This window comes from Streptomyces dysideae (genome assembly GCF_001514305.1).
GTDB classification, from domain to species: domain Bacteria; phylum Actinomycetota; class Actinomycetes; order Streptomycetales; family Streptomycetaceae; genus Streptomyces; species Streptomyces dysideae.
Genome location: NZ_KQ949111.1, coordinates 77,488 through 100,509, shown reverse-complemented (window position 1 = coordinate 100,509; position 23,022 = coordinate 77,488). Strand labels below are relative to the sequence as shown.

At 71.5% G+C, this 23,022-nt stretch carries 26 protein-coding genes; 12 read left to right on the top strand and 14 right to left on the bottom strand.

The window, feature by feature from the left end; translation table 11 throughout:
* Positions 1-76 precede the first annotated feature (76 nt).
* From AQJ91_RS39370 to AQJ91_RS39340, 7 genes are all read left to right on the top strand, one after another.
* Positions 77-1,240 carry an FAD-dependent oxidoreductase gene (locus AQJ91_RS39370; protein WP_067031939.1) on the top strand — a complete coding sequence of 388 codons (1,164 nt, stop codon included), beginning with the start codon at positions 77-79 and terminating at the stop codon, positions 1,238-1,240.
* The gene (locus tag AQJ91_RS39365; protein ID WP_067031937.1) at positions 1,237-2,265 is read left to right on the top strand and encodes an amidohydrolase family protein; all 1,029 of its coding nucleotides are present in this window, start codon (positions 1,237-1,239) and stop codon (positions 2,263-2,265) included. Before AQJ91_RS39370 ends, AQJ91_RS39365 begins: the two co-directional genes overlap by 4 nt.
* 13 nt (positions 2,266-2,278) lie before the next feature.
* Positions 2,279-3,217, top strand: a complete 939-nt coding sequence (locus tag AQJ91_RS39360; RefSeq protein ID WP_067031934.1) for a VOC family protein — start codon at positions 2,279-2,281, stop codon at positions 3,215-3,217.
* Between the two features lie 136 nt (positions 3,218-3,353).
* Positions 3,354-4,304: a fumarylacetoacetate hydrolase family protein gene (locus AQJ91_RS39355; RefSeq protein ID WP_067031931.1), complete on the top strand. Its 951-nt coding sequence runs from the start codon at positions 3,354-3,356 to the stop codon at positions 4,302-4,304.
* The gene (locus AQJ91_RS39350) at positions 4,301-5,050 is read left to right on the top strand and encodes an SDR family NAD(P)-dependent oxidoreductase (protein ID WP_067031928.1); all 750 of its coding nucleotides are present in this window, start codon (positions 4,301-4,303) and stop codon (positions 5,048-5,050) included. Before AQJ91_RS39355 ends, AQJ91_RS39350 begins: the two co-directional genes overlap by 4 nt.
* A gap of 36 nt (positions 5,051-5,086) precedes the next feature.
* Complete coding sequence (locus AQJ91_RS39345; RefSeq protein ID WP_067031926.1) at positions 5,087-5,869, top strand: CoA transferase subunit A; 783 nt, start codon at positions 5,087-5,089, stop codon at positions 5,867-5,869.
* Positions 5,870-5,889: 20 nt separating this feature from the next.
* Positions 5,890-6,525, top strand: a complete 636-nt coding sequence (locus AQJ91_RS39340) for a CoA transferase subunit B (RefSeq protein ID WP_067031987.1) — start codon at positions 5,890-5,892, stop codon at positions 6,523-6,525.
* A 73-nt stretch (positions 6,526-6,598) separates the two neighbouring features.
* On the opposite strand, the gene AQJ91_RS39335 is transcribed toward AQJ91_RS39340, so the two are convergent.
* The 13 genes from AQJ91_RS39335 to AQJ91_RS39280 form a co-directional block, all read right to left on the bottom strand.
* A complete protein-coding gene (locus AQJ91_RS39335; RefSeq protein WP_067031923.1) occupies positions 6,599-7,012 on the bottom strand; it encodes a DUF6069 family protein in 414 nt (137 codons plus the stop codon).
* 230 nt (positions 7,013-7,242) lie between these two features.
* Complete coding sequence (locus AQJ91_RS56630) at positions 7,243-7,380, bottom strand: hypothetical protein (protein WP_234383312.1); 138 nt, start codon at positions 7,378-7,380, stop codon at positions 7,243-7,245.
* Positions 7,381-7,614: 234 nt separating this feature from the next.
* The gene (locus AQJ91_RS39330; protein ID WP_067031920.1) at positions 7,615-8,457 is read right to left on the bottom strand and encodes an SDR family oxidoreductase; all 843 of its coding nucleotides are present in this window, start codon (positions 8,455-8,457) and stop codon (positions 7,615-7,617) included.
* Between the two features lie 565 nt (positions 8,458-9,022).
* Positions 9,023-9,505, bottom strand: a complete 483-nt coding sequence (locus tag AQJ91_RS39325) for a Crp/Fnr family transcriptional regulator (RefSeq protein WP_234383311.1) — start codon at positions 9,503-9,505, stop codon at positions 9,023-9,025.
* 54 nt (positions 9,506-9,559) lie between these two features.
* Positions 9,560-9,775, bottom strand: coding sequence for a hypothetical protein (locus tag AQJ91_RS56625; RefSeq protein ID WP_234383310.1), 216 nt, complete (start codon positions 9,773-9,775; stop codon positions 9,560-9,562).
* A gap of 217 nt (positions 9,776-9,992) precedes the next feature.
* Positions 9,993-11,177, bottom strand: coding sequence for a Rossmann-fold NAD(P)-binding domain-containing protein (locus AQJ91_RS39315; RefSeq protein WP_067031918.1), 1,185 nt, complete (start codon positions 11,175-11,177; stop codon positions 9,993-9,995).
* A gap of 23 nt (positions 11,178-11,200) precedes the next feature.
* Positions 11,201-12,877, bottom strand: coding sequence for a radical SAM protein (locus tag AQJ91_RS39310; RefSeq protein WP_159054758.1), 1,677 nt, complete (start codon positions 12,875-12,877; stop codon positions 11,201-11,203).
* Positions 12,878-12,923: 46 nt separating this feature from the next.
* Positions 12,924-13,652: a TIGR04283 family arsenosugar biosynthesis glycosyltransferase gene (locus AQJ91_RS39305; protein ID WP_067031912.1), complete on the bottom strand. Its 729-nt coding sequence runs from the start codon at positions 13,650-13,652 to the stop codon at positions 12,924-12,926.
* Positions 13,649-14,323, bottom strand: a complete 675-nt coding sequence (locus tag AQJ91_RS39300; protein ID WP_067031909.1) for a TIGR04282 family arsenosugar biosynthesis glycosyltransferase — start codon at positions 14,321-14,323, stop codon at positions 13,649-13,651. The genes AQJ91_RS39305 and AQJ91_RS39300 overlap by 4 nt, the downstream gene beginning before the upstream one ends.
* A complete protein-coding gene (locus AQJ91_RS39295; protein WP_067031905.1) occupies positions 14,320-15,108 on the bottom strand; it encodes an MTAP family purine nucleoside phosphorylase in 789 nt (262 codons plus the stop codon). The genes AQJ91_RS39300 and AQJ91_RS39295 overlap by 4 nt, the downstream gene beginning before the upstream one ends.
* 3 nt (positions 15,109-15,111) lie before the next feature.
* On the bottom strand, positions 15,112-16,545 hold the full coding sequence (locus tag AQJ91_RS39290; protein WP_067031902.1) for a radical SAM domain-containing protein: 1,434 nt from the start codon (positions 16,543-16,545) through the stop codon (positions 15,112-15,114).
* On the bottom strand, positions 16,545-17,009 hold the full coding sequence (locus AQJ91_RS39285; RefSeq protein ID WP_067031899.1) for a MauE/DoxX family redox-associated membrane protein: 465 nt from the start codon (positions 17,007-17,009) through the stop codon (positions 16,545-16,547). The genes AQJ91_RS39290 and AQJ91_RS39285 overlap by 1 nt, the downstream gene beginning before the upstream one ends.
* Positions 17,006-18,415, bottom strand: coding sequence for a dihydrolipoyl dehydrogenase family protein (locus tag AQJ91_RS39280; RefSeq protein ID WP_067031896.1), 1,410 nt, complete (start codon positions 18,413-18,415; stop codon positions 17,006-17,008). The genes AQJ91_RS39285 and AQJ91_RS39280 overlap by 4 nt, the downstream gene beginning before the upstream one ends.
* A gap of 241 nt (positions 18,416-18,656) precedes the next feature.
* On the opposite strand from AQJ91_RS39280, the gene AQJ91_RS39275 reads away from it, so the two are divergent.
* The 3 genes from AQJ91_RS39275 (at position 18,657) to AQJ91_RS39265 (ending at position 21,527) form a co-directional block, all read left to right on the top strand.
* Positions 18,657-19,466: a class I SAM-dependent methyltransferase gene (locus AQJ91_RS39275; protein ID WP_234383309.1), complete on the top strand. Its 810-nt coding sequence runs from the start codon at positions 18,657-18,659 to the stop codon at positions 19,464-19,466.
* Entirely contained in the window at positions 19,463-20,197 is a 735-nt protein-coding gene (locus AQJ91_RS39270) for a TVP38/TMEM64 family protein (protein WP_079085554.1), read from the top strand. Before AQJ91_RS39275 ends, AQJ91_RS39270 begins: the two co-directional genes overlap by 4 nt.
* Before the next feature lie 250 nt (positions 20,198-20,447).
* Complete coding sequence (locus AQJ91_RS39265; protein ID WP_067031890.1) at positions 20,448-21,527, top strand: methyltransferase domain-containing protein; 1,080 nt, start codon at positions 20,448-20,450, stop codon at positions 21,525-21,527.
* 63 nt (positions 21,528-21,590) lie between these two features.
* Here the strand turns inward: AQJ91_RS39265 and AQJ91_RS39260 are convergent, their stop codons facing one another.
* On the bottom strand, positions 21,591-21,869 hold the full coding sequence (locus tag AQJ91_RS39260; protein ID WP_234383308.1) for a zf-HC2 domain-containing protein: 279 nt from the start codon (positions 21,867-21,869) through the stop codon (positions 21,591-21,593).
* Positions 21,870-22,060: 191 nt separating this feature from the next.
* On the opposite strand from AQJ91_RS39260, the gene AQJ91_RS39255 reads away from it, so the two are divergent.
* Positions 22,061-22,618: an RNA polymerase sigma factor gene (locus AQJ91_RS39255; RefSeq protein WP_067031979.1), complete on the top strand. Its 558-nt coding sequence runs from the start codon at positions 22,061-22,063 to the stop codon at positions 22,616-22,618.
* Between the two features lie 41 nt (positions 22,619-22,659).
* Positions 22,660-22,938, top strand: a complete 279-nt coding sequence (locus AQJ91_RS39250) for an anti-sigma factor family protein (RefSeq protein WP_067031882.1) — start codon at positions 22,660-22,662, stop codon at positions 22,936-22,938.
* Positions 22,939-23,022 lie beyond the last annotated feature (84 nt).

Below are 23,022 nucleotides of genomic sequence, written 5' to 3'. Positions count from 1 at the left end.
CCCGCGCTACCGGCGGGCGACAGCCGCACCCTCGCCGCCCGAAGCCGCGCGGCCCAACCCCGGGAGGTTCCCCGACATGGCTGACACCCGCACTCCCCTCCAGCCTCCGGCCGGGGGCACACCCACCGTCCTGGTCATCGGCGGGGGCGCCTCCGGCAACGCCGTCACCATCCTGCTGCGCCGTGCCGGTATCGCCGTGGACCTGATCGAGGCCAAACCGGACTGGAACGCCACCACCGGCTCCGGCATCACCCTCCAGGGCAACGCCCTGCGGGTTCTGCGCGAACTCGGTGTCTGGGAACAGGTGGAAGCCTCCGGATACGCCTTCGGCTCGCTGGGCGTGACGGCCCCCGACGGCACCGTGATGTTCGTCGCCGATGACATCCAGACCGGTGGGGAGGACCTGCCGGCCACCCTCGGCATGCAGCGGCCCCAGCTGCAGCAGATCCTCATCGACCAGGTGCGCTCCGCGGGCGCCGGCGTTCGCCTCGGCACCACCGCCGAGACGCTGGAGCAGGACGCCGACGGCGTCTCGGTGCGCTTCAGCGACGGCAGCAAGGGCCGCTACGACCTGGTGATCGCCGCCGACGGTCTCAACTCCGCCACCCGCGCCGCGATCGGCATCGCCGACAAACCCGAGCCCACCGGCATGGCCATCTGGCGCATCGCCGCCCCGCGGCCCGAGAGCGTGACGCGCACCGACCTCGCCTACGGCGGGCCGGCCTACATCGCCGGCTACTGCCCCACCAGCGAGAACACCATCTACGCGTACGTCGTCGAAGCGTGCCGCGACCGCGCCTCCATCGACCCGGCCACCTACGCCGACGAGATGCGCCGCCTGGCGCAGGCCTACGGCGGGGTCTGGCCGGAGATCACCCAGCACATCACCGACCCGAAGAAGGTCAACTACACCTGGTTCGACCGCCTGCTGGTCGAGGGCTCCTGGCACCGGGGCCGGGTCGTGCTCATCGGCGACGCCGCCCACTGCTGCCCGCCCACCCTTGCCCAGGGCGCGGCCATGTCCCTGGAGGACGCTTCCGTCCTCGCCGAGCTGCTCACCGGCGGACGGGACTGGGACGACGAGCTGCTCCAGACCTACCACGACCGCCGCATTCCCCGGGTGCGCACCGTCGTCGAGGCGTCCGTGCAGATCGGCCAGTGGCAGCTGGACGGCGTGCGCGACGCCGACATGGCCGGGCTGGTCGGCCGCACCATGAACCTCCTCAAGGAGCGCCCGTGACCACCACCGCATCCGCCGCGCCGACCATCGACGTCCACGCCCACCTCCTCCTCCCGGAGATCGAGGAGGCCGTCACCGGTCACCCCGGACTCGCCGAGGCCCGTGACTTCGACGCCCGCCGCAACGGCCCGGCGGCCATTGCCGTGAACGGGCCCATGGTGGGCGCCCGGGTGCCGAAGCTGACGGACGCCGCCACGCGTCTGGCGGCCATGGACGCGACCGGCGTGGACATACAGCTGGTGAGCCCTTCGCCGGGCCACTACCACTACTGGGCCGACCCCCAACTGGCCGAGCGCATCTGCCAGTTGGCCAACGACGGCACTGCCGCGCACTGCGCCAAGGCCCCCGACCGGCTGCACGGCCTCGGCATGGTCCCCCTCCAGCACCCCGACCTCGCGGTGTCACTGCTGGACCATGCACTGGAGCAGGGGCTGAAGGGCGTGGAGATCTCCTCGCACGCCCCGGAGCCGGGCGGGGCACGGGAGGTGGAGCTCTCCGACCCGCGGCTCGCGCCCTTCTGGGCCCGCGCGGAGGCGACCGGCGCGCTGGTCTTCCTACATCCGTTCGGCTGCACGCTCGACGAGCGCCTGGACCAGTGGTACCTGTCCAACACCGTCGGCCAGCCCACCGAGAACGCGGTCGCTCTCTCCCACCTGATCTTCTCCGGCGTCCTGGACCGCCATCCTGGCCTGAAGCTGATCGCGGCGCACGGCGGCGGCTACCTGCCCACCCACATCGGGCGCTCCGACCACGCCTGGCGGGTCCGCCCCGACGCCCGGGGCTGCTCACGGGAGCCGAGCAGCTACCTGAAGCAGTTTTACTTCGACTCCCTGGTCCACGACCCCTGCGTACTGCGGGAGCTGCTGCGAGCCGCAGGCCCGGAACGGGTCCTGCTCGGCTCCGACTTCCCCTTCGACATGGGCACCGACGACCCGCTGGGCGCGCTGCGCGCCGCGGACCTGCCCGACCACGACTTCCACTCCGTGCGCGGCGGAAACGCCGCCGCGCTGCTCAACCTCTTCTGAGGAGGAACCCCCCATGAGCAACCGTCTGCTCACCCACCTCCGCCACGTCGACCTCGCCGTGCCGGACTACGACAAGCAACTCGACTTCTACGCCGGCGTGTGGGGCCTGACCAAGGTCGCGGAGGACTCCGGCATCTCCTTCCTGGCCGCCGAGGGCTCCCCCGAGCAGTACGTCGTGCGGCTGCGCAAGGCCGACGAGAAGCGCCTCGACCTGGTCTCCTACGGCGCCGGGAGCGCGGCCGACGTGGACACCCTCGCCGAGCAACTCCTGGCCGGGGGCGTGCGGTTGATCTCCCAGCCGGGGAAGATCGACACCCCCGGCGGCGGCTACGGCTTCCGCTTCTTCGACGTCGACGGCCGCACCATCGAGGTCGTGGCCGACGTCGAGGTCCGGCAGCACCGCAAGATCGAGGAGAAGGAGTCGATCCCGGTCAAGCTGTCGCACGTCGTCCTCAACTCGCCGGACCTCGACAGGACCCGCGAGTGGTACGAGCGCCACCTCGGCTTCCGCCTCTCCGACACGCTCGGCCATCCGCACATCGGCGAGGTCATGCACTTCATGCGGATCAGCAACCAGCATCACTCCATGGCCATCGCCCGCGGCCCGCACACCTCGCTGCACCACATCTCCTTCGAGATGCGCGGTATCGACGAGTACATGCGCGGCTCCGGCCGCGTGATGCGCTCCGGCGCCCGCAAGATCTGGGGCCCCGGGCGGCACATGGCGGGCGACAACACCTTCACGTACTTCCTCGACCCGCACGGCAACACCGTCGAGTACACCACCGAGCTGGAACTGCTGGACGAGGACACCTGGCACCCCCACGTCTACGACTTCTCCCAGCCCGAGGTCACCGACCAGTGGGGCACCGCCAACCCCATGAACGAACTGGTCACCAAGGAGTCCTTCAACGACCCCGACCACGGCTGCTTCGTCGCCCCGCCGGTCTGACCAGCCGACCTTGCCGACCTGCCGGTCGGCAAGGTCCCCAGACCCCCGGGGGCGCGGCGACTCCCTGTCACTGCCCTGACTGCCCGCCGCGCCCCTGGGCCTTCGCGCCCGCCTTCCCTCCGACAGGACCCCTCCCATGCGTTTCGCCACGTACGAGTACCGCAACCGACGCCAGGTGGCCGTCGTCGAAGAGGACGGCACGCTCTGCCCCCTGCCCGGGGTCAGCTCACTGACCAGCCTGCTCGCCGGGGGCAGCGGACCGGCCGAGCTGCTCGACGCGGCGGCCGGCCCGCATGTCTCCGAGGTGCGGCTGCTGCCGCCGCTCCAGCCGCCCACCGTGCGGGACTTCGTCACCTTCGAGGAACACGTCGAGGGCGTACGACGGTCCGTGGACGGCGCCGCCGGTGTGCCCGAGCGGTGGTATGCGGCCCCCACGTTCTACTTCGGCAACCCCTATGCGATGTACGGCCCGCACGACGACATCCCGATGCCTCCGGGGTCGAGCGTGCTCGACTTCGAGCTGGAGGTCGCCGCCGTCATCGGGAAGGAGGGCCGCGACCTCACCCCCGAGCAGGCCCGCGACCACATCGTCGGCTACACCGTCTTCAACGACTGGTCCGCCCGCGACCTGCAGTCCGCCGAAATGAAGGTGGGCCTGGGCCCCTGCAAGGGCAAGGACACCGCCACCACGCTGGGTCCTTATCTGGTCACCGCCGACGAGCTGGAGAAGTACCGCGACGCGGACGGCTTCCTGCGCCTGGCTCTGACGGCCGAGATCAACGGCGAGGTCGTGGGCAAGGACCTGCTGTCCAACATGAGCTGGACCTTCGAGGAGATGGTCGCCTACGCCTCACGCGGCACCGTCGTCCGCCCCGGGGACGTCCTCGGTTCCGGGACCTGCGGCAACGGCGGCTGCCTCGCCGAGCTGTGGGGCGTACGCGGCCGGCAGGACCCTGCGCCGCTGAAGCCCGGCGACACGGTCACGCTCACCGTCGAGGGCATCGGCACCGTCTCCAACACCGTGGTGGCCGGCCCCGACCCGGTGCCGGTTCCCGTCGCCCGGCGCCGCCCACGGGAGCGGCCGTGACCGACCTGCGTCCCAAGAGGCTCCTCGGCAAGGTCGTCGTGGTCACGGGCGCGGCCCGCGGGCAGGGCGCCGCGGAGGCCGAGGCACTGACCCGCGAGGGCGCCCGGGTGATCGCCACCGATGTGACGGAGGCACCCGGCTGCCGCCGCCTCGACGTCACCAGCGAGAAGGACTGGGCTCAGCTCGCCGCCGACCTGCGCGAGACGTACGGGCAGGTGCACGGCCTGGTCAACAACGCGGGCGTCACCTGGCGCGCCCGCATCGACGACGTGCGCCCCGAGGACATGGCCCGGGTCCACGCGGTCAACGTCACCGGTCCGCTACTGGGCATCCAGCACCTGGTGCCGTTGATGCTGCCCGGCTCGTCGATCGTGAACGTCGGCTCGTCCGCCGCGCTCACCGGCCACTACCCGGTCGCGTACACGGCGAGCAAGTGGGCGCTGCGGGGCCTGTCGAGGACCGCCGCCATGGAACTGGGGCCCCGCGGCATCCGCGTGAACATCATCCACCCCGGCTTCATCGAGACGGACATGACCGCCTCCGCAGCGCCCGCCTTCCGTGAGGCGAACGTCCGCGAGACACCGCTCGGCCGCACCGGAACCGTCGACGAGATCGCCCCGCTCGTCACCTTCCTCCTCTCCGACGACGCGTCCTTCATCACCGGAGCCGAGATCCCGGTCGACGGCGGCCTCACCGCGCACGGCGGCGCCAAACCCATCTCGGACGTCCTGCGCGCAGACGCCTGAACCAGCAACAACGCACGACAGAAAGGCCCTCCCACCATGGACAAGGTCTCCGCGAGCGCCGCCGAGGCGGTCGCCGACATCCCCGACGGCGCGTCGCTGGCCGTCGGCGGCTTCGGCCTCAGCGGCATCCCCGACGTGCTCATCCAGGCCCTCCACGCCCAGGGCGCCACCGGCCTGGAGGTCGTGTCGAACAACTGCGGTGTGGACGGGCGCGGACTGGGAGTCCTGCTGGCCGACCGCCGGATCGCCCGCGTCACGGGCAGCTACGTGGGCGAGAACAAGGAGTTCGCCCGCCAATACCTCTCGGGCGAACTGGAGGTGGAGCTGGTGCCGCAGGGCACGCTGGCCGAACGGCTGCGCGCCGGTGGAGCGGGCATCCCCGCCTTCTACACCCCCGCAGGAGTGGGCACCCAGGTCGCCCGCGGCGGACTGCCCTGGCGCTACGCGGCTGGGGGCACCTCCCGGCCGGAGGCTGGGGAAGGCGTGGTCGCCGTGGCCTCTCCGCCCAAGGAGACCCGCGACTTCGCCGGCCGCCCGCACGTCCTGGAGCACGGCATCACCACCGACTACGCGCTCGTCCGGGCCTGGCGCGGCGACCGCCACGGCAACCTGGTCTTCCGCAAGTCCGCCGCCAACTTCAACCCGCTCGCCGCGATGGCCGGGCGCGTGACGGTGGCGGAGGTGGAAGAGCTCGTGGAACCGGGCGAATTGAGCCCCGCCGAGGTGCACCTGCCGGGCATCTTCGTCCAGCGGATCGTGGCCCTCACTCCCGCCCAGGCCGCCGACAAGCAGATCGAGAAGAGGACCGTACGCACATGAGCACAACCGTCCGTACACAACTGGGGTGGACCCGCGACCAGATGGCCGCCCGCGCCGCCGCCGAACTCACCGACGGCTCCTACGTCAACCTCGGCATCGGCCTGCCCACCCTCATCCCCGGCCACCTCCCGCCGGGCGTCCAGGTGGTCCTGCACTCCGAGAACGGCATCCTGGGCACGGGCCCATACCCCATCGAGGCTGAGGTCGACCCCGACCTGATCAACGCGGGCAAGGAGACCGTCACCGTACTGCCGGGGGCCTCCTTCTTCGACTCGGCCCTGTCCTTCAGCATGATCCGGGGCGGCCACATCGACACAGCCGTGCTCGGCGCCATGCAGGTCTCCGCCGCAGGCGACCTGGCCAACTGGATGATCCCCGGCAGGATGATCAAGGGCATGGGCGGCGCGATGGACCTCGTCCACGGCGCCCGTCGGGTCATCGTGCTGATGGAACACACCGCCAAGGACGGCAGCCCGAAGATCGTCCGGGAGTGCACCCTCCCGCTCACCGGCGAACGCTGCGTCCACCGGATCATCACCGACCTCGGAGTCCTCGACGTCACTCCCCATGGCCTCGCCCTCGTGGAATGCGGGCCGGGTGTGAGCGCCGAGGACATCGCCGCCCGCACCGACGCGCCTCTGATCCGGAGGCCATGAGCCGTGAACGCGTCGGGCGGGCAGGGACCGTGCTCCCTGCCCGCCCGACGTTTTCCGTCTGTTGTCAGCGTCCCTAAGACAGGGGCATGACCTTGCGGTACGCGAACACCGCGACCGCCGCGACCACCACGTGCATCAGGAGCAGCGCCCCGACGCCGATCGCACCGCCGTCGCCGAAGAGCAGGAAGTCGGGAACGAAGGACACCACCACGAGGGTCGGCACCAACCACCGCACCAGCGCCTCGGGGTCCTTCGACACCTTGCGCACGATCGCCCAGCCCACGGCACCCGCCACCACCCCGACCGCCGTCAGGAAGATGTACGAGGACGCCTTCAGCGGCTGGAAATCGCCGGGCGCGCCCGCGGCCAGGGCAAGGAGAGCGAGCACCGCGTCCGCCACAGAGGCCACCGCGATCGCAGCGAGTACACCTCCCGCCACCACGAGCGGACCTCGGCGGACTGCGACTGCAGCAGAAGGAATGGACATGGCAGCTCCAGGGAGGCGACTGCGGGAGAGCTCCACAAGGGAACGTTTGAAGTGTCAAACGAGGGCCTGCCGGAATCCGTTTGAAGCTTCAAGCGCAACGATGGACGCCCCGTCGAGTGGGCGCGCGCCGGAGCAAGGGCATTACCACCGCGTCCGTCTGCCGATCAAGACGCTGCTCCAGCGTCGGCGACAGCCTGGCACCAACTGGCCACGCAACCGAACGGCGCCGCTCACTCGACCTGGGGATGCCGCTCGGCAACACAGACCCGCGCCATCGGACAGGTCACCGCCTCCACGCCGTGTGCCGACAGCCGTGTTCGTCGCCTGACGGTCGGCGCATGCACGGCGCCTTGCTCCTGCTCGTCCACGGCATGACCCTCGCCCGCCAAACCCAGCATTCTGAAAGCGCCCCATGGCGCAGACAGCGGCTTTCGGGGGTGAGGCGACTTCCTTCCGCTGTCGGTTTGACCGGTGCGGTCACGTAGGTGGCCTCACCTGGACGCTACCGAAGGCGGGACGGCGCAGGCGCCGAGCACGTCACGGTACCCGGCGCCGGGCCTGGAGGGCGGGGTCTTACCCACCGCGTGCAGGGTGGCCGGGGATCACAGCCCCATGTCGGTCAGCCACTGGCTCGTGGCCCGAGGGGTGCTGCCCAGCAGCTTCTGGGCGGAGGTCTCCTGCGCGATCGAGCGGCCCGGCATGGCACTCATCGCCTGGTAGGCCCCCGCGATATCGGCAGCCGCGCCCTCCCCGATCAGGGGCGCGACCGAGGTACGGAACTCCTCAGGGGTGATCGGCTCGAAGACCACGTCCCGGCCCAGCCTGGCGCCGAACGCCTCGGCCAGATCCGGCCCCGTGATCGCCGGGTACTGTCCAACGGAGACCACACCGGTGACGTCCGGGCGCCCGAACAGGGCGACGGCGGCGTCGGCGATGTCGAGGTGGGACGCCCAGGAGACGGGGAAGTCGGCCCGGATCGGGTAAGGCAGCACACCGCGCTCACGGACCGAGTCGATGACGTAGGGCATGAGCAGGTTCTCCAGGTACAGCTCGGGCGCGATCACCGCATAAGACACGCCGCTGCCGGCCAGGCCCGCCGCCAGCGTCGCGGCGGCACCGCCGATGGCGGGATCGATCGGGAAGCCGCTGGTGGAGAACACGACGCGGGCCGGCCGGGCCGCGCGGACGGCGGTGAGGATATTGCCCGCGAAGATCTGGCGGTCCTCTTCCGCGGTGACCGGCAGGTGGACGAACACTCCTTCGGCACCGCGGTAGGCGTCGGTCAGGTCAGCGGCGGAGGAGTAGGCGGCGGCCACCACGCGTGCGCCGTCCACGACGGCGTCGGCGTTGCGGGTCACAGCGGTCACGGACTCTCCCGCTGCGGCGAGAGCGGAGACGACAGGAGCACCTTGGGCGCCGGTGGCGCCATGGATCACGTAGGTCATGGAGTCATTAGTGCACACGGTGCACCAGTTACATCAACTGCACTAATGGGCTGCTCTCGAAAAGGGGCCAATCCTTGCCTTCCTGAGTGCGGTGTCGCCCGGTTCCTGCGTAAGGCCCTGCCCGGCATCAGCCCACACACCCTGACCAGCCGACTGCGCCAGTTCGAGGCCCACGGCAGCGGGGGCGGGCAGCAGGCGCTGCGGCCCGCGCGACCGCGGCGGACGAGCAGGGTGAACGCGGCGGCCATCACGGCGGTGGCCGCCGCGATGATCCAAAGGTCGCGTAGCACGCTGCCGAGGGCGCCGAGCGAGCCGCCGGCCAACAGCACCGGTCCGGCGCAGCAGACCGCCATCACCAGCCCGGCCCCGACAGCGGCCGGTCGCGCCGGTCGGCCGGGACGGTTGACTGTTGCGGGTCAACGAGGGTCGTGGGCGAGTACGACCCGTGGACCGACACCCCGGGCTGGGAGATCGTCCACCACGGCCGAGTGGACGCGGTTGCCGCCGCGCCCAACAAGAACGGTGATGCGGCCCCGGGTCGGCGGGTTCGCGGGGATGAGAGTGATCAGGGTGCACGCGACGCTCCCCCGCAAGCGGGAGGCACCCCCAGGGCGACGGACTTGAAGACCATGTCGGACAGGCGCTGTTCGAGGTCGGCGAGGCGGCGGCCCAGGATCGCGGTGATCCGTGCGGCGATCCTCGGGTCCGAGAGCAGAAGCCGGTGCACGTCGTCGCGGCTCATCACGCAGACGGTGACGTCGTCGAGGGCCTCGGCGTAGTTGCCGTACATGCGCTGCCCGAGCAGCAGCATCTCGCCGAAGATGGTCCCGGGATTGACGATCGCCGTGGTCAGGGCACGGCCCTCGGCGGAGACCCGGAAGACGCGGATGCGGCCGCGTCTGAGGATGAACAGCACCTCGCACGGCTGCGGCGGAGAGAACAGAATCTCGCCGGCGCTGCAGGTCTTCATCGGGGCGGCCTTCGCGATGGCCGCCATCTCCGGCTCGCTCAGGTCGCAGAAGATGTCGACCTCCCTCCGGTGGAGCACCCCGGGGCACGGGCCCCGGGGTGCCGGCTGACGCCGACGGTGTGCGTCCCATGCTCAGGCCGACCCTGTGCGCTTCTTGCCCATCAACGAGGCGATGCAGGCGTAGGCCAGTCCCAGCAGCAGCCCGAAGACGAGGTGAGCGCCGAAGCTTGAGCTGGTGACGTCGTTCCACTCGAAGACCGGCATCCCCATGTTGGCGGGCATGATCCACATCACTCCGATCAGCCAGGCCACGACTCCGTATCCCAGCCCGAGCACGGCCGCGGGCATCAATTTCCATGATTGGCCTGGATACGGACATCCAGATGCCCATGCCGATGCCTCCGACGATGCCGGCCGCTGCGCCCCAGGCGGCTGGAGCGGGATGACGGCGGCTCTCGGGGATACCTGCACGGTGGTTGCCATGGTGTACGACCTCTCTGTCTGCGTGTGCCTTCCTTCCTCGGCGACGCAAGGACCAGTGCACCGGGGAGGTATGTGACCGGGCTTACGCACGGGCAGGTAGAAGCTCCGATTCGTCGGCGTACGCCGCGGCGAGCTGGTCGATCTGCTCGTAGCCGGTACGCAGCAGGAAGGTGTTGAGGCGGCCGTAGGACTTGGCGCCCAGGATGAAGAAGTCCGGCTCGGGATTGCGCAGGGCGTCGATCCCGACGGACGGCTGGGCGAGGCAGTCCCCGCCCGCGGAGCCGAGGAGGGCGGCGGAGAGGTTCATGGGGGCGCCGGTGGCATAGCACTCGTGGACCTGCAACTGCCGGTAGAGGGAGGCGTCGCCGGTGTACCCGGTCAGCGCCACGATGTGGTCGCATACGACCTCGTGCGGGCCGTCGGCGAGGGCGAGGGTGACCTGCATCCGGTCGCCGGCGGGGCGCAGGGCCTCGACGTGGGTGCCGGTGTGGACGGTGACGCGGTCGTTGGCGCCGTCGGCGAGGGCCTGGGAGGTGTCGACGAGCTGCCGGCGACCGGGCAGCGTGTCGTCGGGTACGGCGCCCCAGTCGGGTGCCGGGCTGCGCACCGCCCACTCGACGCGGGTGCCGGGCAGGGCGGCGAGGTCGCGGGCCGCGGTCTGGGCGGATTTCCCGGCGCCGACGAGCAGGACGGTTCCGGCCCAGCGGTCGGGGTCGCCGGTGTCCGGGAGGGTGCGGGTGACGCGGTCGGCGAGGGCGCGTTCGCCGGGGGCGGGGATGCCGCCGGGGCCCAGGGTGTTGGGGTGGGAATAGGTGCCGGTGCAGTCCAGGACGAGGTCGGCCTCGGCGGTGTCCTCGCCATCGGGGGTGTCCAGCAGGAGAGTGAAGGGGGCAGCGGCTCGGGTGTCGGTGCCGATCTGCTCATGCTTGAGCAGGCCGGTGCGGGCGATGGCGGCGACACGGGTTCGCACCCGGATACGGCCTTCGACGGTGGGTAGTGCGGCGACCGGGTCGAGGAGTCGGGTCGCCAGCTCGGCCCCGGTGGGGCAGTCACCGCCGGTCGGGGCGTGCGGCAGGTGGGCCCGCATCCGGCGGGATACGTTGAGGTCCCACGGGGTGAAGAGCCGGACGTGGCCCCAGGCCCGCACGTGGGCGGCCGCAGCGTCCCCGGCCTCGTAGACGGTGAACGGCCAGCCGGTGTCGGCGCAGGCGAGGGCGGCATCGAGGCCGATGGGGCCGGCGCCGAGGATCGCGACATGTCGCTGCATGGTGGACTCCCTTTCCGTACGGGTCAGATGGCGCAGTGGACGGGGCGGGGCAGGGTGCCGTCGGTGAGGCGGGCGGTGAAGAACCGCTCGGTGACCAGCTGTTGGCCCGTGGTGAGCGGGGTGCCGGCTGGGGCGAGGTGCAGGTCGGGGCTGGTGGTGAGGTCGGCGCCGACGGGGTGCCAGTGCAGTCCGTCGGCGGTGACGGTCAGTTCGGGGATGCTGGAGTTCTCGCCGATCTCGACTCCGGTCTCGGCGAAGCCGCGGCGCAGGAGCGGTCGTACGGCGAAGTGGTCGGCGGGCAGGCCGAGTCCGGCCAGCAGCTCGGCGACCGCGGGGACCTCGTGCGTGTTCTCCGGTGTCTCGGTGAGGGCGACGCGCGGCGGCAGACCGAGGTCGATCAGGTGGCGGATGCCGTCGATGGTGCGCTGCCAGGAGTCGGCGCCGCGGTGGAGGTCGTGGGTGTGGGCGGTGGCGCCGTCCAGGGAGGTCTGGACGGTGAGCTTGCGGTCGGCCAGCTCCGCGAGGCCGTCGGCGCGGCGGCCTCGCAGCAGCATCGCGTTGGTCATCACGACGGTGGGCAGCTCGGCGGACGCGTGGTCGAGGAGGCTGACGATGTCAGGGTGCAGGAAGGGTTCGCCGCCGGTGAGGTACAGCTCGGTGAAACCGGCCCGTACGGCCTCGTCGACGAGGGCGCGGAAGGCCTCGGTGGGCAGTGTGCGGGCGACCGCCTTCGGAGAGGCGGCGACCGCGCAGTAGTCGCAGGCCAGATTGCAGTGGAAGTTGGTGTAGAGCCACAGCCGGGACGGGAAGTAGGGGGTGCCGAACAGCGGGACCACCGGCCGGTCGCCTTCCAGAGCCCCCGGTGTGGTCTCTCCCCAGCCGTCGTCCGCCGGCCGGAAGCCGGAGGGCAGGGTGGAGCGGTAGAGGTGGTAGCGGCCCCGGGAACGTTCACGCGGCGGCAGGATCTCCAGGCAGGTCGTCCACCAGCCGGTCTCGACGGTCTCGGCGAAGATCTCGGGGAGCCCGGCGGCGCGCATCGAGCGGGCCTGTGCCTGCCAGTCGTACGCGAGCGGGATCAGCTCGGCGGTGGCGTGCCCGTCGGAAAGGTCGAGGATCGCGTACCAGACCTCGTGGCGGCCGTCGTTGGCGGGTTTGCCGAGCACGCCGACGTTGACGGCGAGGGTGTCGCCGATGCGTCGTTGCCAGGGCAGGCCGCTGTGGGTGCACAGGACGACGTCGGCCCCGGATGCCTCTGCTCGCAGGCGGTGCTGTTCCTCGGGGAGCGACTCCCACCAGAAGTCGTTCAGCGCCAGTGTGGAACCGTGGACCATGTGGACGTCGACGCCGTCGATGGTCTCCCTGCGCTCGGTGGGCAGGGTGCCCATCCAGGCGGCGAAGTCGCGGGCTGTGGTGGCGAGCGTGTGGTCGTAGATCAGCTGGGCGTACTCGTTGTCCTTCGGGTCGCGGTAGCCGCAGCCGCAGTCGGTGTCGCCGCGGGCGATGGCCACGTCGTAGTTGCCCGCGACGCACTCGATGCCGTTGTCGGTGAGGATCGGCCACAGCGCGTTCACGTCGGCGCCGAATCCGCCCAGATCGCCCAGACAGAACAGGCGTTCGCAACCGCGGGCGCGGGCGTCGTCGACGAATGCCTGGAGGGCGTACGGATTGCCGTAGGGCCCTCCGCAGACTGCGATGCGCATGAAGTCGGTCTCCAATGTGTCGAAGGGAGAGGAGAGGGGGCGTCGTTCAGGTGCGGCTGGTTCGTGCCGCTCTCGGGGGTCTGTTCGGGAAGAGTCGGGGGCCCGCGGTGTAGCGGGCGCGGATGGCTTCGGGATCGACGCCGGCGAAGTACAGCAGCTTCAGGTACTGCATGAACGCGATCATGCGCCAGGTCCCGTGGGTGACCAGGCGGCGTGAGGAGGCCGTCGACGCGGCGGGCAGCAGGCACAGCCGGCCGCGGCGGTGCAGGCGCCGCGACATCTCCAGGTCCTCCATGATGGCCAGGTCGGGGAAGCCGCCGAGGGCGTCGAAGACGGTACGGCGGATGAACATGGCCTGGTCGCCGAAGATGTGGTGGAGGCGGCGGGCGCGGGCGTTGGACGTCCACGCGAGGTAGTTCAGGCCGGGTGTCCTGCGGTCGAAGCGGAGGGTGAGGCCGCCTCCGACCACGGCCGGGTCGGCGAGTGCGGCCCGGATCTGGTCCAGCGCGCAGGGGTTGATGTCGGTGTCGGCGTGGACGAACCACAGGATGTCGCCGACTGCGTGCCGGGCGCCCTCGTTCATCTGCTTGGCCCGGCCGCGCCCACTGGTGATCACGGTGGCGTGCAGGGCGGCGAGTTCGACGGTGGCGTCGGTGGAGCCGCCGTCCACGACGATCAGCTCGCAGTCGGGGAAGTCGCGGCACAGGCGGCTCACCGCGCTGTGGATCGCGGCCTCCTCGTTGAGTACCGGGACGATGATCGACACCTGCGTCATGGCGTCTCCACGGGCTGGAGCAGGGCGGCGATCGGTGCGGGCAGCGCCGGGTCCGGCAGGAGCGCGGCGGCGTCGTCGGGGGTGTCCAGGTCCCGCAGTGGACGCAGCCGTGCCACGCTCAGCGCTTCACTCTGGGCGAGGGCGCAGGTCGCCGCGAGTACCCGGTCGGTGCTCCAGACATCGGGGCCGAGGCTGAAGAGCGAGGTGTGGGGGGCCCGCAGGCCGATCAGGTAGTAGCCGCCGTCGAGCGCGGGGCCCAGCGCCACGTCTTGGAGCTCCAACGCGGTGAACGCGGCGCTCAGATGGCCGGCGGTGAGGGTCGGCGCGTCGGTGCCGATGACCAGCAGTGGGCCCGCGCCGTCGGTGAAGGCGTCGGTGACGGCGGCGGCCAGGCGCCGGCCGAGGTCTTCGCCGCGTTGGAGGAGGAGCCGGACGCCGTCGGGCACTGCCGTGCCGATGGCGTTGCCGCCGTCGCACGGTGCGTAGGCGAGGTAGGTCCGTGGAGTGTGGGCGGTAGCCAGTTGCATGGTGTGGCGGATGAGTTCGGCCTGGAGTTCCGCGCAGCGCAGCGGGCCCAGCAGGGGATGCAGCCGCGTCTTGACCGTACCGGGCCGGGGCGGCTTCGCCATGACCAGGATCGCGGGGGTGCCCCGGTGGACGGTGGCGCTCACGTGTCGAACCGGTAGACGAAACCGGCCCCGCCCACGCCCTCCAGGGACGGCAGCGCGTGCCCGGCCAGCGTGGCGAAGACCTCCTTGCTCGCCGCCATGCGGTCCAGCAACGCCTGCACCGGTTCCGGTTCCGCGGCGACGCCGTTGGCATAGTCGGTGACGAAACCGACCAGCGCCATGGGCAGTTCGGCCTCGCCGGCCAGGACGACCTCCGGGCCGGCGGTCTGGCTGATGGCACTGACTCCGGCGGCGGCCAGGGCGGCCACCTCGGGGCGCGAGTTGAAACGGGGGCCGTCGACATGCCCGTACACGCCCCGCGGGGCGACGGGCACCCCGGTCTGCTCGGCGGCGGTGATCAGCGCCTGGCGCAGTGGCTCGCTGAAGGGCCGGTCGAAGATCCAGTGGCCGCGGCCGGCCGCACCGGGCATGTCGTACCAGGTGCAGGGGGTGCCGTCGGGCAGCCGGTTGGTGGGGAAGTACAGGTCGTCGAAGACCACCAGGGAGCCCGGCCGCAGGTCCGGGTCGAGGGAGCCGCAGACGGTGAAGGACACCACGGCATCCGTCTCGCGGGCCAGCAGGGCGGCGAGATTCGCCTTGTGGTCGACCTGACTGGAGAGCCGGTGGTGACCGGCGCCGTGCCGGGACAACTGCACGACCTGCGCGTCCCCGAGACGTCCCTCGGTCACGGTGACCGCGCCGTGGTCCGTGGTGACGGTCAGCTCCGCCGCCCCCTCCAGATGGGGCCAGTCGTAGCTGCCGGAGCCGGTGATCACACCCATGCGCATGGGCTACTTCTCCTTCGGGGATGTGCCGGACGAACTGCCGGTCGGGGTGCGGACCTCGACGATCGGCAGCAGGGTGCGCAGTGCCGCGTTCTCCGCCGGGTCGAGCACGGCGTGCTGCACGCAGGCGGGGACGAGGGTGCCGTCCTCGGGGTGGGCCATCGCGTAGTGGCAGGCGGCCAGCCGCTCCTGGGTCTCGCGCAGCCGGGGCTGCGTGGCCTGCTCGCCGCGCTGCATCATCTCCCAGGCCGGAGCGACGACATCGGCGTCCATGAACTGGTGCATGACGAACGTGACCGGGCGCACCCGCATCCGGTGGCGGGCCAGCCGCAGCAGTCCGACGCGGTGGATCGTGCGGGCCAGCCAGCGAAGCACCGTCACCGCGGTGGACGGGTGGCGGGCCGCCACCCGCAGGACCCTGGCCGCGAGGAGGGCGGGTGGGGTGCCGGTGAAGGTGACCTTCCCGAAGTAACGGAAGAAGGCGTCGCGCACGGCGAGGTCGCGCGGGTCGTCGCCGTCGAGGAACGGATACCAACGGCGGCCGACAGAGAAGCCGTAGGCGGTGCGGTTGCAGCGCACATCGCCGTTCTCGAAGACGCGGTAGTCCAGCCGGGTTCCGGCGCCGTGTTCGATCTCCGCCCATACCGCGTCCGGGGTCGCCTCGCGGAACTTCTCCTTCCAGCGGCGCTCGTCACCGAGGAAGGCGGCGGGCTGGAAGGAGAACATGCCGTAGCCCATCGCGTGGCAGTCGCGGATCACGCCCGCGACCTCGTCGAGGTTACCCGGGGTGACGGTCATGTTGTGGGCGAGGAAGAACCGCACTCCGTGCTCGCGCCGCAGCCGGGCGAACATGGCGGCGAACCGTGCCCGGTACAGGTTCAACGCCTCCTCGTCCGGCGGCCGTTCGATGCCGCCTCGGCCGTACATGAACTTGTCGAAGTGCGCGGCGAAGGACAGCCGCCCGAACCGCCTCGTGCCGTCCTCGCCCAGCGCGAGTCGGGTGAGGTAGTCGTAGTCGAAGTCGCCGTGAGTGAAGCTCATCGGTTCCCGGCCGTGGTCCCGCATGATCGCCAGGGCGACGGCGTGGTCGTCCGGGGCGAGCAGGCTGACCTCGCCGCCGATGAGCTGGGTGTGGGCGCGTGGACCGCGCAGCTCACGCAGCAGAGCCATCTGCGCGGCGATCTGCTCGTGGGTGTGCGGGCCGTCGACACGTACCTGGTTGGCGTCCCGGGAGTGGTAGCAGGGAGTGCACTTGAGGTTGCACTTGGGGAACACGCCGTGGGTGCCCTCGCAGCCGACGCCGTGCCGGCCGAGGACCTGGCCGGGGGTCCTGGCCGCGTCGGGGAGTTCCGCCCAGCGGCGTTCCATGGCCTCGGCGAACTCAGGGTCGTAGGGGCGGGTGGCACGCTCGAGCGCGCGCAGTGCGCCCATGATCGGCATCAGTGGTTCTCCTGCGGTGTCCGGGCTGCCGAGAAGGCCGCCCCGGCGGTGGGCGAGGCGGGCCGGGCCCGGCGCAGTCCGCGCCACAGCAGCCAGGCGTACAGCAGCATCAGGGCGTCCTCGACGAGGACGTACCAGCGCAACGGCTGGGCGGCGTACGTGCCGAAGCAGCCGCAGTTGTCGAGGACGAGTCCGCGGGCGAACGCCTGGGCGGCCAGGGCCGCCCACACCACCGCGACGCCCGTGTACAGCCAGACGGGCGCGGTGGCGCGGGAGCGGGGCCGGGCGAGGAACCACACGGCCGTGGCGGCCTCGGCGCTGATCAGTGCCACGGCCAGGGCGGTCGAGGCCGCGCCGGACGTCAGACCGTAGGCGGTCAGGATGGCGGCCATCGCGTCGAACGAAGCGAGCTGGCCCAGCGCCATCGCCGCGAGGACGGCGCCCAGCGCGAGGCGGAGGATCACCGGCTCACCCTTCTGCGGAGTTTCAGCAGCGCGCCGACGGGGCCACTGCCCCGCGCCAGACGGGCGTAGACGTCGGCCAGCGCCGTATGCCAGGGCCCGTCGGCGTAGGTGGGATAGGGGTGCACGGTGCGGGCGTAGTCGGAGGGCGTCCAGCCCAGACGCACCGCCGCCGCCAGATGGGCGATGGTCTCCCCCGCCCTCGGCGACACCACCGTGGCCCCGGCAATCTTCCCGCGCGGGCCCAGCACGAGGGTCGTGAAGCCCTCGGTGCGGCCGTCGGCGACCGCCCGGTCCACCCGGTCGTTGTCCAGCGTGTGGACGCGTGCGGTGTCGCCGTACTTCTCGCGCGCCTCGTCGGAAGTGAGGCCGACGCGGGCGATCTCGGGATCGGTGTACGTCACCCAGGGCACCGCTCGGTCGTCGATGGGGCGGCGTACACCGAGGAGAGCGTCGGTGGCGGCCGCTCCGCCCTGCGTGCCGCCCAGGTGGGTGAAGGCCGAACGGCCGGTGACGTCGCCGGCGGCGTAGATCCGGTGGTTGGTGGTGCGCAGCCGGCCGTCGGTGCGGATGTGACCGGACTCGGTCAGCTCGACACCGGCCGCTTCCAGGCCGAGCCCCCGGGTGTTGGCGCTGCGGCCCGTGACGGCCAGCAACGCGTCGTACGGGAGAGGGCCACCGGGCCCGTGCACGGCACCGGCATCGACTCTCTCCGCGCGGTAGCCGGTCCGTACGGTGACGCCCTCGGCTTCCAGCCGCTCCCGCAGTACCTGCGAGGCGCGCGGTTCCTCACGGGGCACCAGACGGTCCATCGCCTCCACGAGGGTGACCTGCGAGCCGAGCCGGGCGAACGCCTGGCCCAGCTCGCAGCCGATGGGCCCGCCACCCAGCACCACCAGGCGCCGCGGGAGTTCGGACAGCTCCCAGACGGTGTCACTGGTCAGCGGCCCGGCCTCGGCCAGACCGGGGACCGGCACCAGGGCCGGCGAGGAGCCGGCCGCGATCAGGGCGTACCGGAAGGAGATCTCCCGCGCGCCCGCAGCCAGGGTTCTCGGGCCGGTGAAGGACGCCGCGCCGTATGCGACGTCGACTCCGTACGGGGCGAGCGCCTCGGCCGAGTCGTGCGGTTCGATCGCACCGATCGCCCGTTTCACCTCCCCCATGGCCGCCGCGAGGTCGGCCGGGCCGGACACCGGCGGGAGACCGTAGGCAGTGGCGCGGCGGGCCGCCTGGACGTCGGCGGCGACGTGCAGCAGTGCCTTGCTCGGTACGCACCCCGTCCACAGACAGTCCCCGCCCAGCCGGTCCCGCTCGACGAGCAGCGTGCGGGCGCCGAAGCGCCCGGCGGTGCGGGCCGCGGTCAGCCCGGCGCTTCCGCCGCCGATGACCACCAGGTCGTACCTACTCATGGTTCGGGCTCTCTCCGGTCGGTGCGCCGCCGAGGGACGGTCGGTGCGGGGGCCTGGGACGTGAGGGGAACCCGGTGGCGCAGGCGGCGCCTTCCCTTTCTCAGCCCACGATCACCGCCAAGAAGGCCGACCCACGTCATCCATCCGCTTCCGGCGTGTCCGAGACGGAATGTGGAACCAGCCCGGCAGGGTTCCCGACGACAAGGGCAGGGGCGAGCAGTCCCCAGGTGAGCAGTCCCCCATGGGCGGGAAAAGAGGCAAGGGCTGCATGGACGAACCGGACTGGCGGCGCTTCATCACCGCCTACCACCAGGCGCACCCCGGTATCACCGAACAGCTCTTCGCCCTGGCCGACACCTCCCCCTACGCCTGGCTGGCCGAACCGCTGCGCGGCATCGAGGGCACGGTCCTCGACCTGGCCTGCGGCTCGGCACCCACCCGCGATGAGCTCCCGGACGCCGACTGGATCGGGATCGACCTGTCGGCGGCAGAACTCGCCGAAGCGGCGCGCCTCGGCCGAGGGCCGCTGGTCCGGGCCGGCGCGGACGCGCTCCCGGCTGCCTCCGCGAGCGTCAGGGCCGTCTGCGCGGCGATGTGCCTGCCGGTCGTCACCCCCTTGCCGCGGGTCCTCGGGGAGATCCGGCGCGTGCTGCGGCCCGGAGGGACGCTCACGGCGCTGGTGCCCTCCCAGTCCGGGCTCTCCCCGTCCGGCATGCTCGGCTGGCTCCGCGTGATGGCAGCCCTGCGCGCCGTACGCCAGCCCTGGCCCAACCCCCGGGCCCGCGACGGACTGGCCGCTCTGCTGCGCACGGCGGGGTTCCGCGTCCGCGCCGACGAGCGACGCGTCTTCGCCCTCGCCATCGACTCGGCCGAGGCGGCGGCCCTGCTGGCCGATGCCCTGTACCTGCCCGGGCTGACTCACCATCGCGCCGAAGCCGCCAAGCGCTCCCTGGCGCGGTGGGCGGCCTCGGGGCGACGCCTGGAGCTGCCGCTCCGCCGCGTGGTGGCCGACCTTCCCACCGGACAACCACCGTCACGGGAGCAGACATGAACCGCTCGGCAGCCCCCTCACTCGCAATCGAGCACCCGCCGCACGGGGCGGCACCGCGACCGGCGCGCACGGCGTGGATACGGCTGGCCGTCCTCGCCGTCCTGCTGGCGGCGCTCGGCTCCTGGGTGGCGACGGGTGGCACGGACCTGTTGCGCGAGGTGCGCCAGTGGGTCGATTCGCTCGGCCCGTGGGGGCCGGTGGTCTTCGCGGTCTGCTACGCCCTGGCCGTGACGGCGCTGCTGCCCGGCTCGGTGCTGACCGCGTCCGCAGGGGCACTGTTCGGGCTGCCGCTGGGGGCCGGCACCGTACTCGTGGGGGCGACGGCGGGTGCGGCCCTGTCGTTCGGCCTCGCCCGCTGGCTGGGGCGTCCGGTGGTGGCCCGCTATGCCGGGACGGGGCGGCTGGCCCGGCTGGACGCCTATCTGACGCGCCGCGGGTTCGTGGCGGTCCTGGTCCTGCGGCTGGTGCCGCTGTTCCCCTTCTCAGTGATCAACTACGGAGCTGGGGTGGCCGGTGTCCGCTTCTCCTCCTACGCGACCGCCACGGCCCTGGGCATCATTCCGGGCACTGTCGTCTACACCGGGCTCGGCGGGTCCTTGGGCGACCCCGCGTCTCCTGGGCTGTGGATCGCGCTGGGCGGTCTGCTGGTGCTGAGCGCGGGCGGCTGGTGGGCGGCACGGCTGGTCCGCTCCCGCAGCGTCGAGGTCAGCGCAACTGCCGGTAGCCGGTAACGCCCCGGAGACGCCGACGACGAACGTCCCGTAGGCGAGGAAGTCCGTGCTGATGTGGAGGAAGCTCCCCGCCTCGGAGCGCGTCCGACGGCATCAGCCCTGCACACCGGTGGTTGATCGCCGCTGGCCTGAGACCCGTCCGGATCACGGCACGGCGGAGGGGGAATGACAACCGCCGCAGAGCGGGTTCCCGTCGCGGCCCCGGCGAACCACCGGCCGGAGCACCAGAGATCACTCATCAGGGAGAGACATGGCGACGATCGACGTATCCCGCGGGCAGCAGACGCCCCTCTCGTCCATGGCGGAATCGGTCAAGGACTACTACGGAAAGGTGCTCGCCTCCTCCGCGGACCTGAAGACCTCGGCCTGCTGCACGGACACGGCACCGCCGCCCCACATCGCGGCCGCTCTCGCCCAGGTACACGACCAGGTCATGGAGCGTTTCTACGGCTGCGGCTCACCCATCCCGCCCACGCTCGAGGGGGCCACCGTGCTCGACCTGGGCTGCGGCAGCGGGCGGGACGTCTACGTGCTGTCCCAACTGGTCGGCCCCACCGGCGAGGTGATCGGCGTCGACATGACCGAGGAACAGCTGGCCGTGGCGCGCCGCCATCAGGACTGGCACGCCGAACGGTTCGGCTACGCCAACACCGACCTCCGCCACGGCTACATCGAAGACCTGACCACGGCCGGCGTCCCGGACGCCTCCGTGGACGTGGTGGTCTCCAACTGCGTCCTGAACCTCTCGCCGGACAAGCCGCGCGTCTTCTCCGAGATCTTCCGCGTCCTCAAGCCAGGCGGCGAGCTGTACTTCTCCGACATCTTCGCCGACCGCCGCCTGCCCGCCGCCCTCCTCGACGACCCCGTCCTCGTCGGCGAATGCCTCGCCGGCGCCCTGTACGCCGAGGACTTCCGCCGCATCCTCGACCGCAGCGGATGTCCGGACGCCCGCACCGTCACCGCCTCCCCGGTGGAGATCAGCGACCCGGACATCGAGCGGAAGATCGGCTTCTCCGCCTTCACCTCCCGCACCGTCCGCGCCTTCAAGCTCCCCCTGGAGGACCGCTGCGAGGACTACGGCCAGGTCGCCGTCTACCGCGGCACCATCGCCGAGCACCCGCACGTCTTCGAACTGGACGACCACCACCGCTTCCACACCGGCAAGCCGATGCTCGTCTGCGGCAACACCGCCGACATGCTCGGCGCCACCCGCTACGCGGCCCACTTCACCGTCACCGGCGACAAGAGCCACCACTTCGGCCTGTTCCCCTGCGATCCCGTGGACGGAGCAGCCGCCCCGGCCACGGGCGCACCGTCGGGCTGCTGCTGACCGGCCGGCGCACCGGACCACGGGGACGCCCGGCCACCGGAATTCGCGCCGGATCGGTGTCCGTCAGCGACGGGGCCGGACCTGGCCCGGCGGCGTGGTGAGGTGATGGGCGAAGCGCCGTACCCGGGCCGACGCGAGAGACGGGGGCGTCCGCTGGGGATGGTGCCGGAGGGACACCTTGATCAGCCGCAGCAGTTGCAGACTGCCGCTGCATGCCCAGCAGCAGGCGATGTGGGCGGCCACCCGCATGCGGTGCGCACCTGTGAGCTGTCCGTCGGCGTACGCTTCCACGTCACCGCGCAGCCGCACATGCCGTATCTGCTCCCGGCATTCGGCCCACACTCGCCCAGGTCCGGGAACGCGCTGCCTTTTCATGCAGCGGAAACCCGTCCCACCGCACGCCGCATTCCAGCCCCCGCACGGCGCCTCACCTCGCCACTGACCACGGCGGCACTGAGGACCGGAAAGCAGAAGAGGGAAGAGGATGGAATGTAGCTCCGGGAAGAAGGGGTTTCCACCGTGTGGAAGACGAAGTGACAGCGCCACCTGGCCCCGCGGACCCTCGGGGTCAGGCGTTCGCCGCCTATGTGCTGCCGGAGGTGGAGGTACTGCTGCGGGTGGCGATGACACTGACCGCGCAGTCGGCGGATGCCGAGGACCTCGTGCAGGACACCCTTCTGCGCGCCTACCGGTCCGTGGACCGCTTCGACGGGAAGCACCCGCGCGCATGGCTGCTGACGATCATGCGACGGGCCGAGATCAACCGCCACCGCCGTCGCCGTCCCCACCTCCTGGACGACCCGGACACCGATCTGGACCGGCTCAGCACCACGGGCCCCAGCGGATCGGCGGAAGAGATCGTGGTGGGTGAGGCGTTCGACGAGGTGGTGGACGAGGCCCTGTGCGCGCTGCCGGACAAGCACCGCCAGGTGGTGCAGCTGGTGGACATCGACGGCCTCACCTATGCGGAGGCCGCCCACCTGCTGGATGTGCCCGAAGGCACCGTGATGAGCCGGCTGCACCGGGCGCGCAAACGGATACGGGTGCGGCTGGCCACGGCAGGCCTGGCCCCGAAACGAGGTGTGATGTGAAGAGGCGTCCATGGTGGCGGCGTGCATCGGCCGAGCGCCGAATGAACTGTCTGCAGGTCGCGCGGGTGCTGCAGTCCTACCTCGACGGCGAAACCGATGACGTCACCGCACGCCGGGTCTCGGCACACCTGGAGGACTGCCGACGCTGTGGCCTGGAGGCGTCCGTCTACCAGGAGATCCACAACGCACTGGCCCGCCGCACGGAGCCCGACAGCGGAGCGGTGGAGCGCTTGCAGGCGTTCGGCGCATCGCTCCTGAGCGACCCGCCGGCCGGAGACGACGACGCGGAACGCGGTACGACGCCTCCGTCAGGCGCCTAGCCTAGGGGGTGTTTCGAAAGTCCTGTGCGGTGCCCGCGGTGTCCGGTGCGTGCTCTCGGCGCGCCGAACGAAAGCCCTCGTACT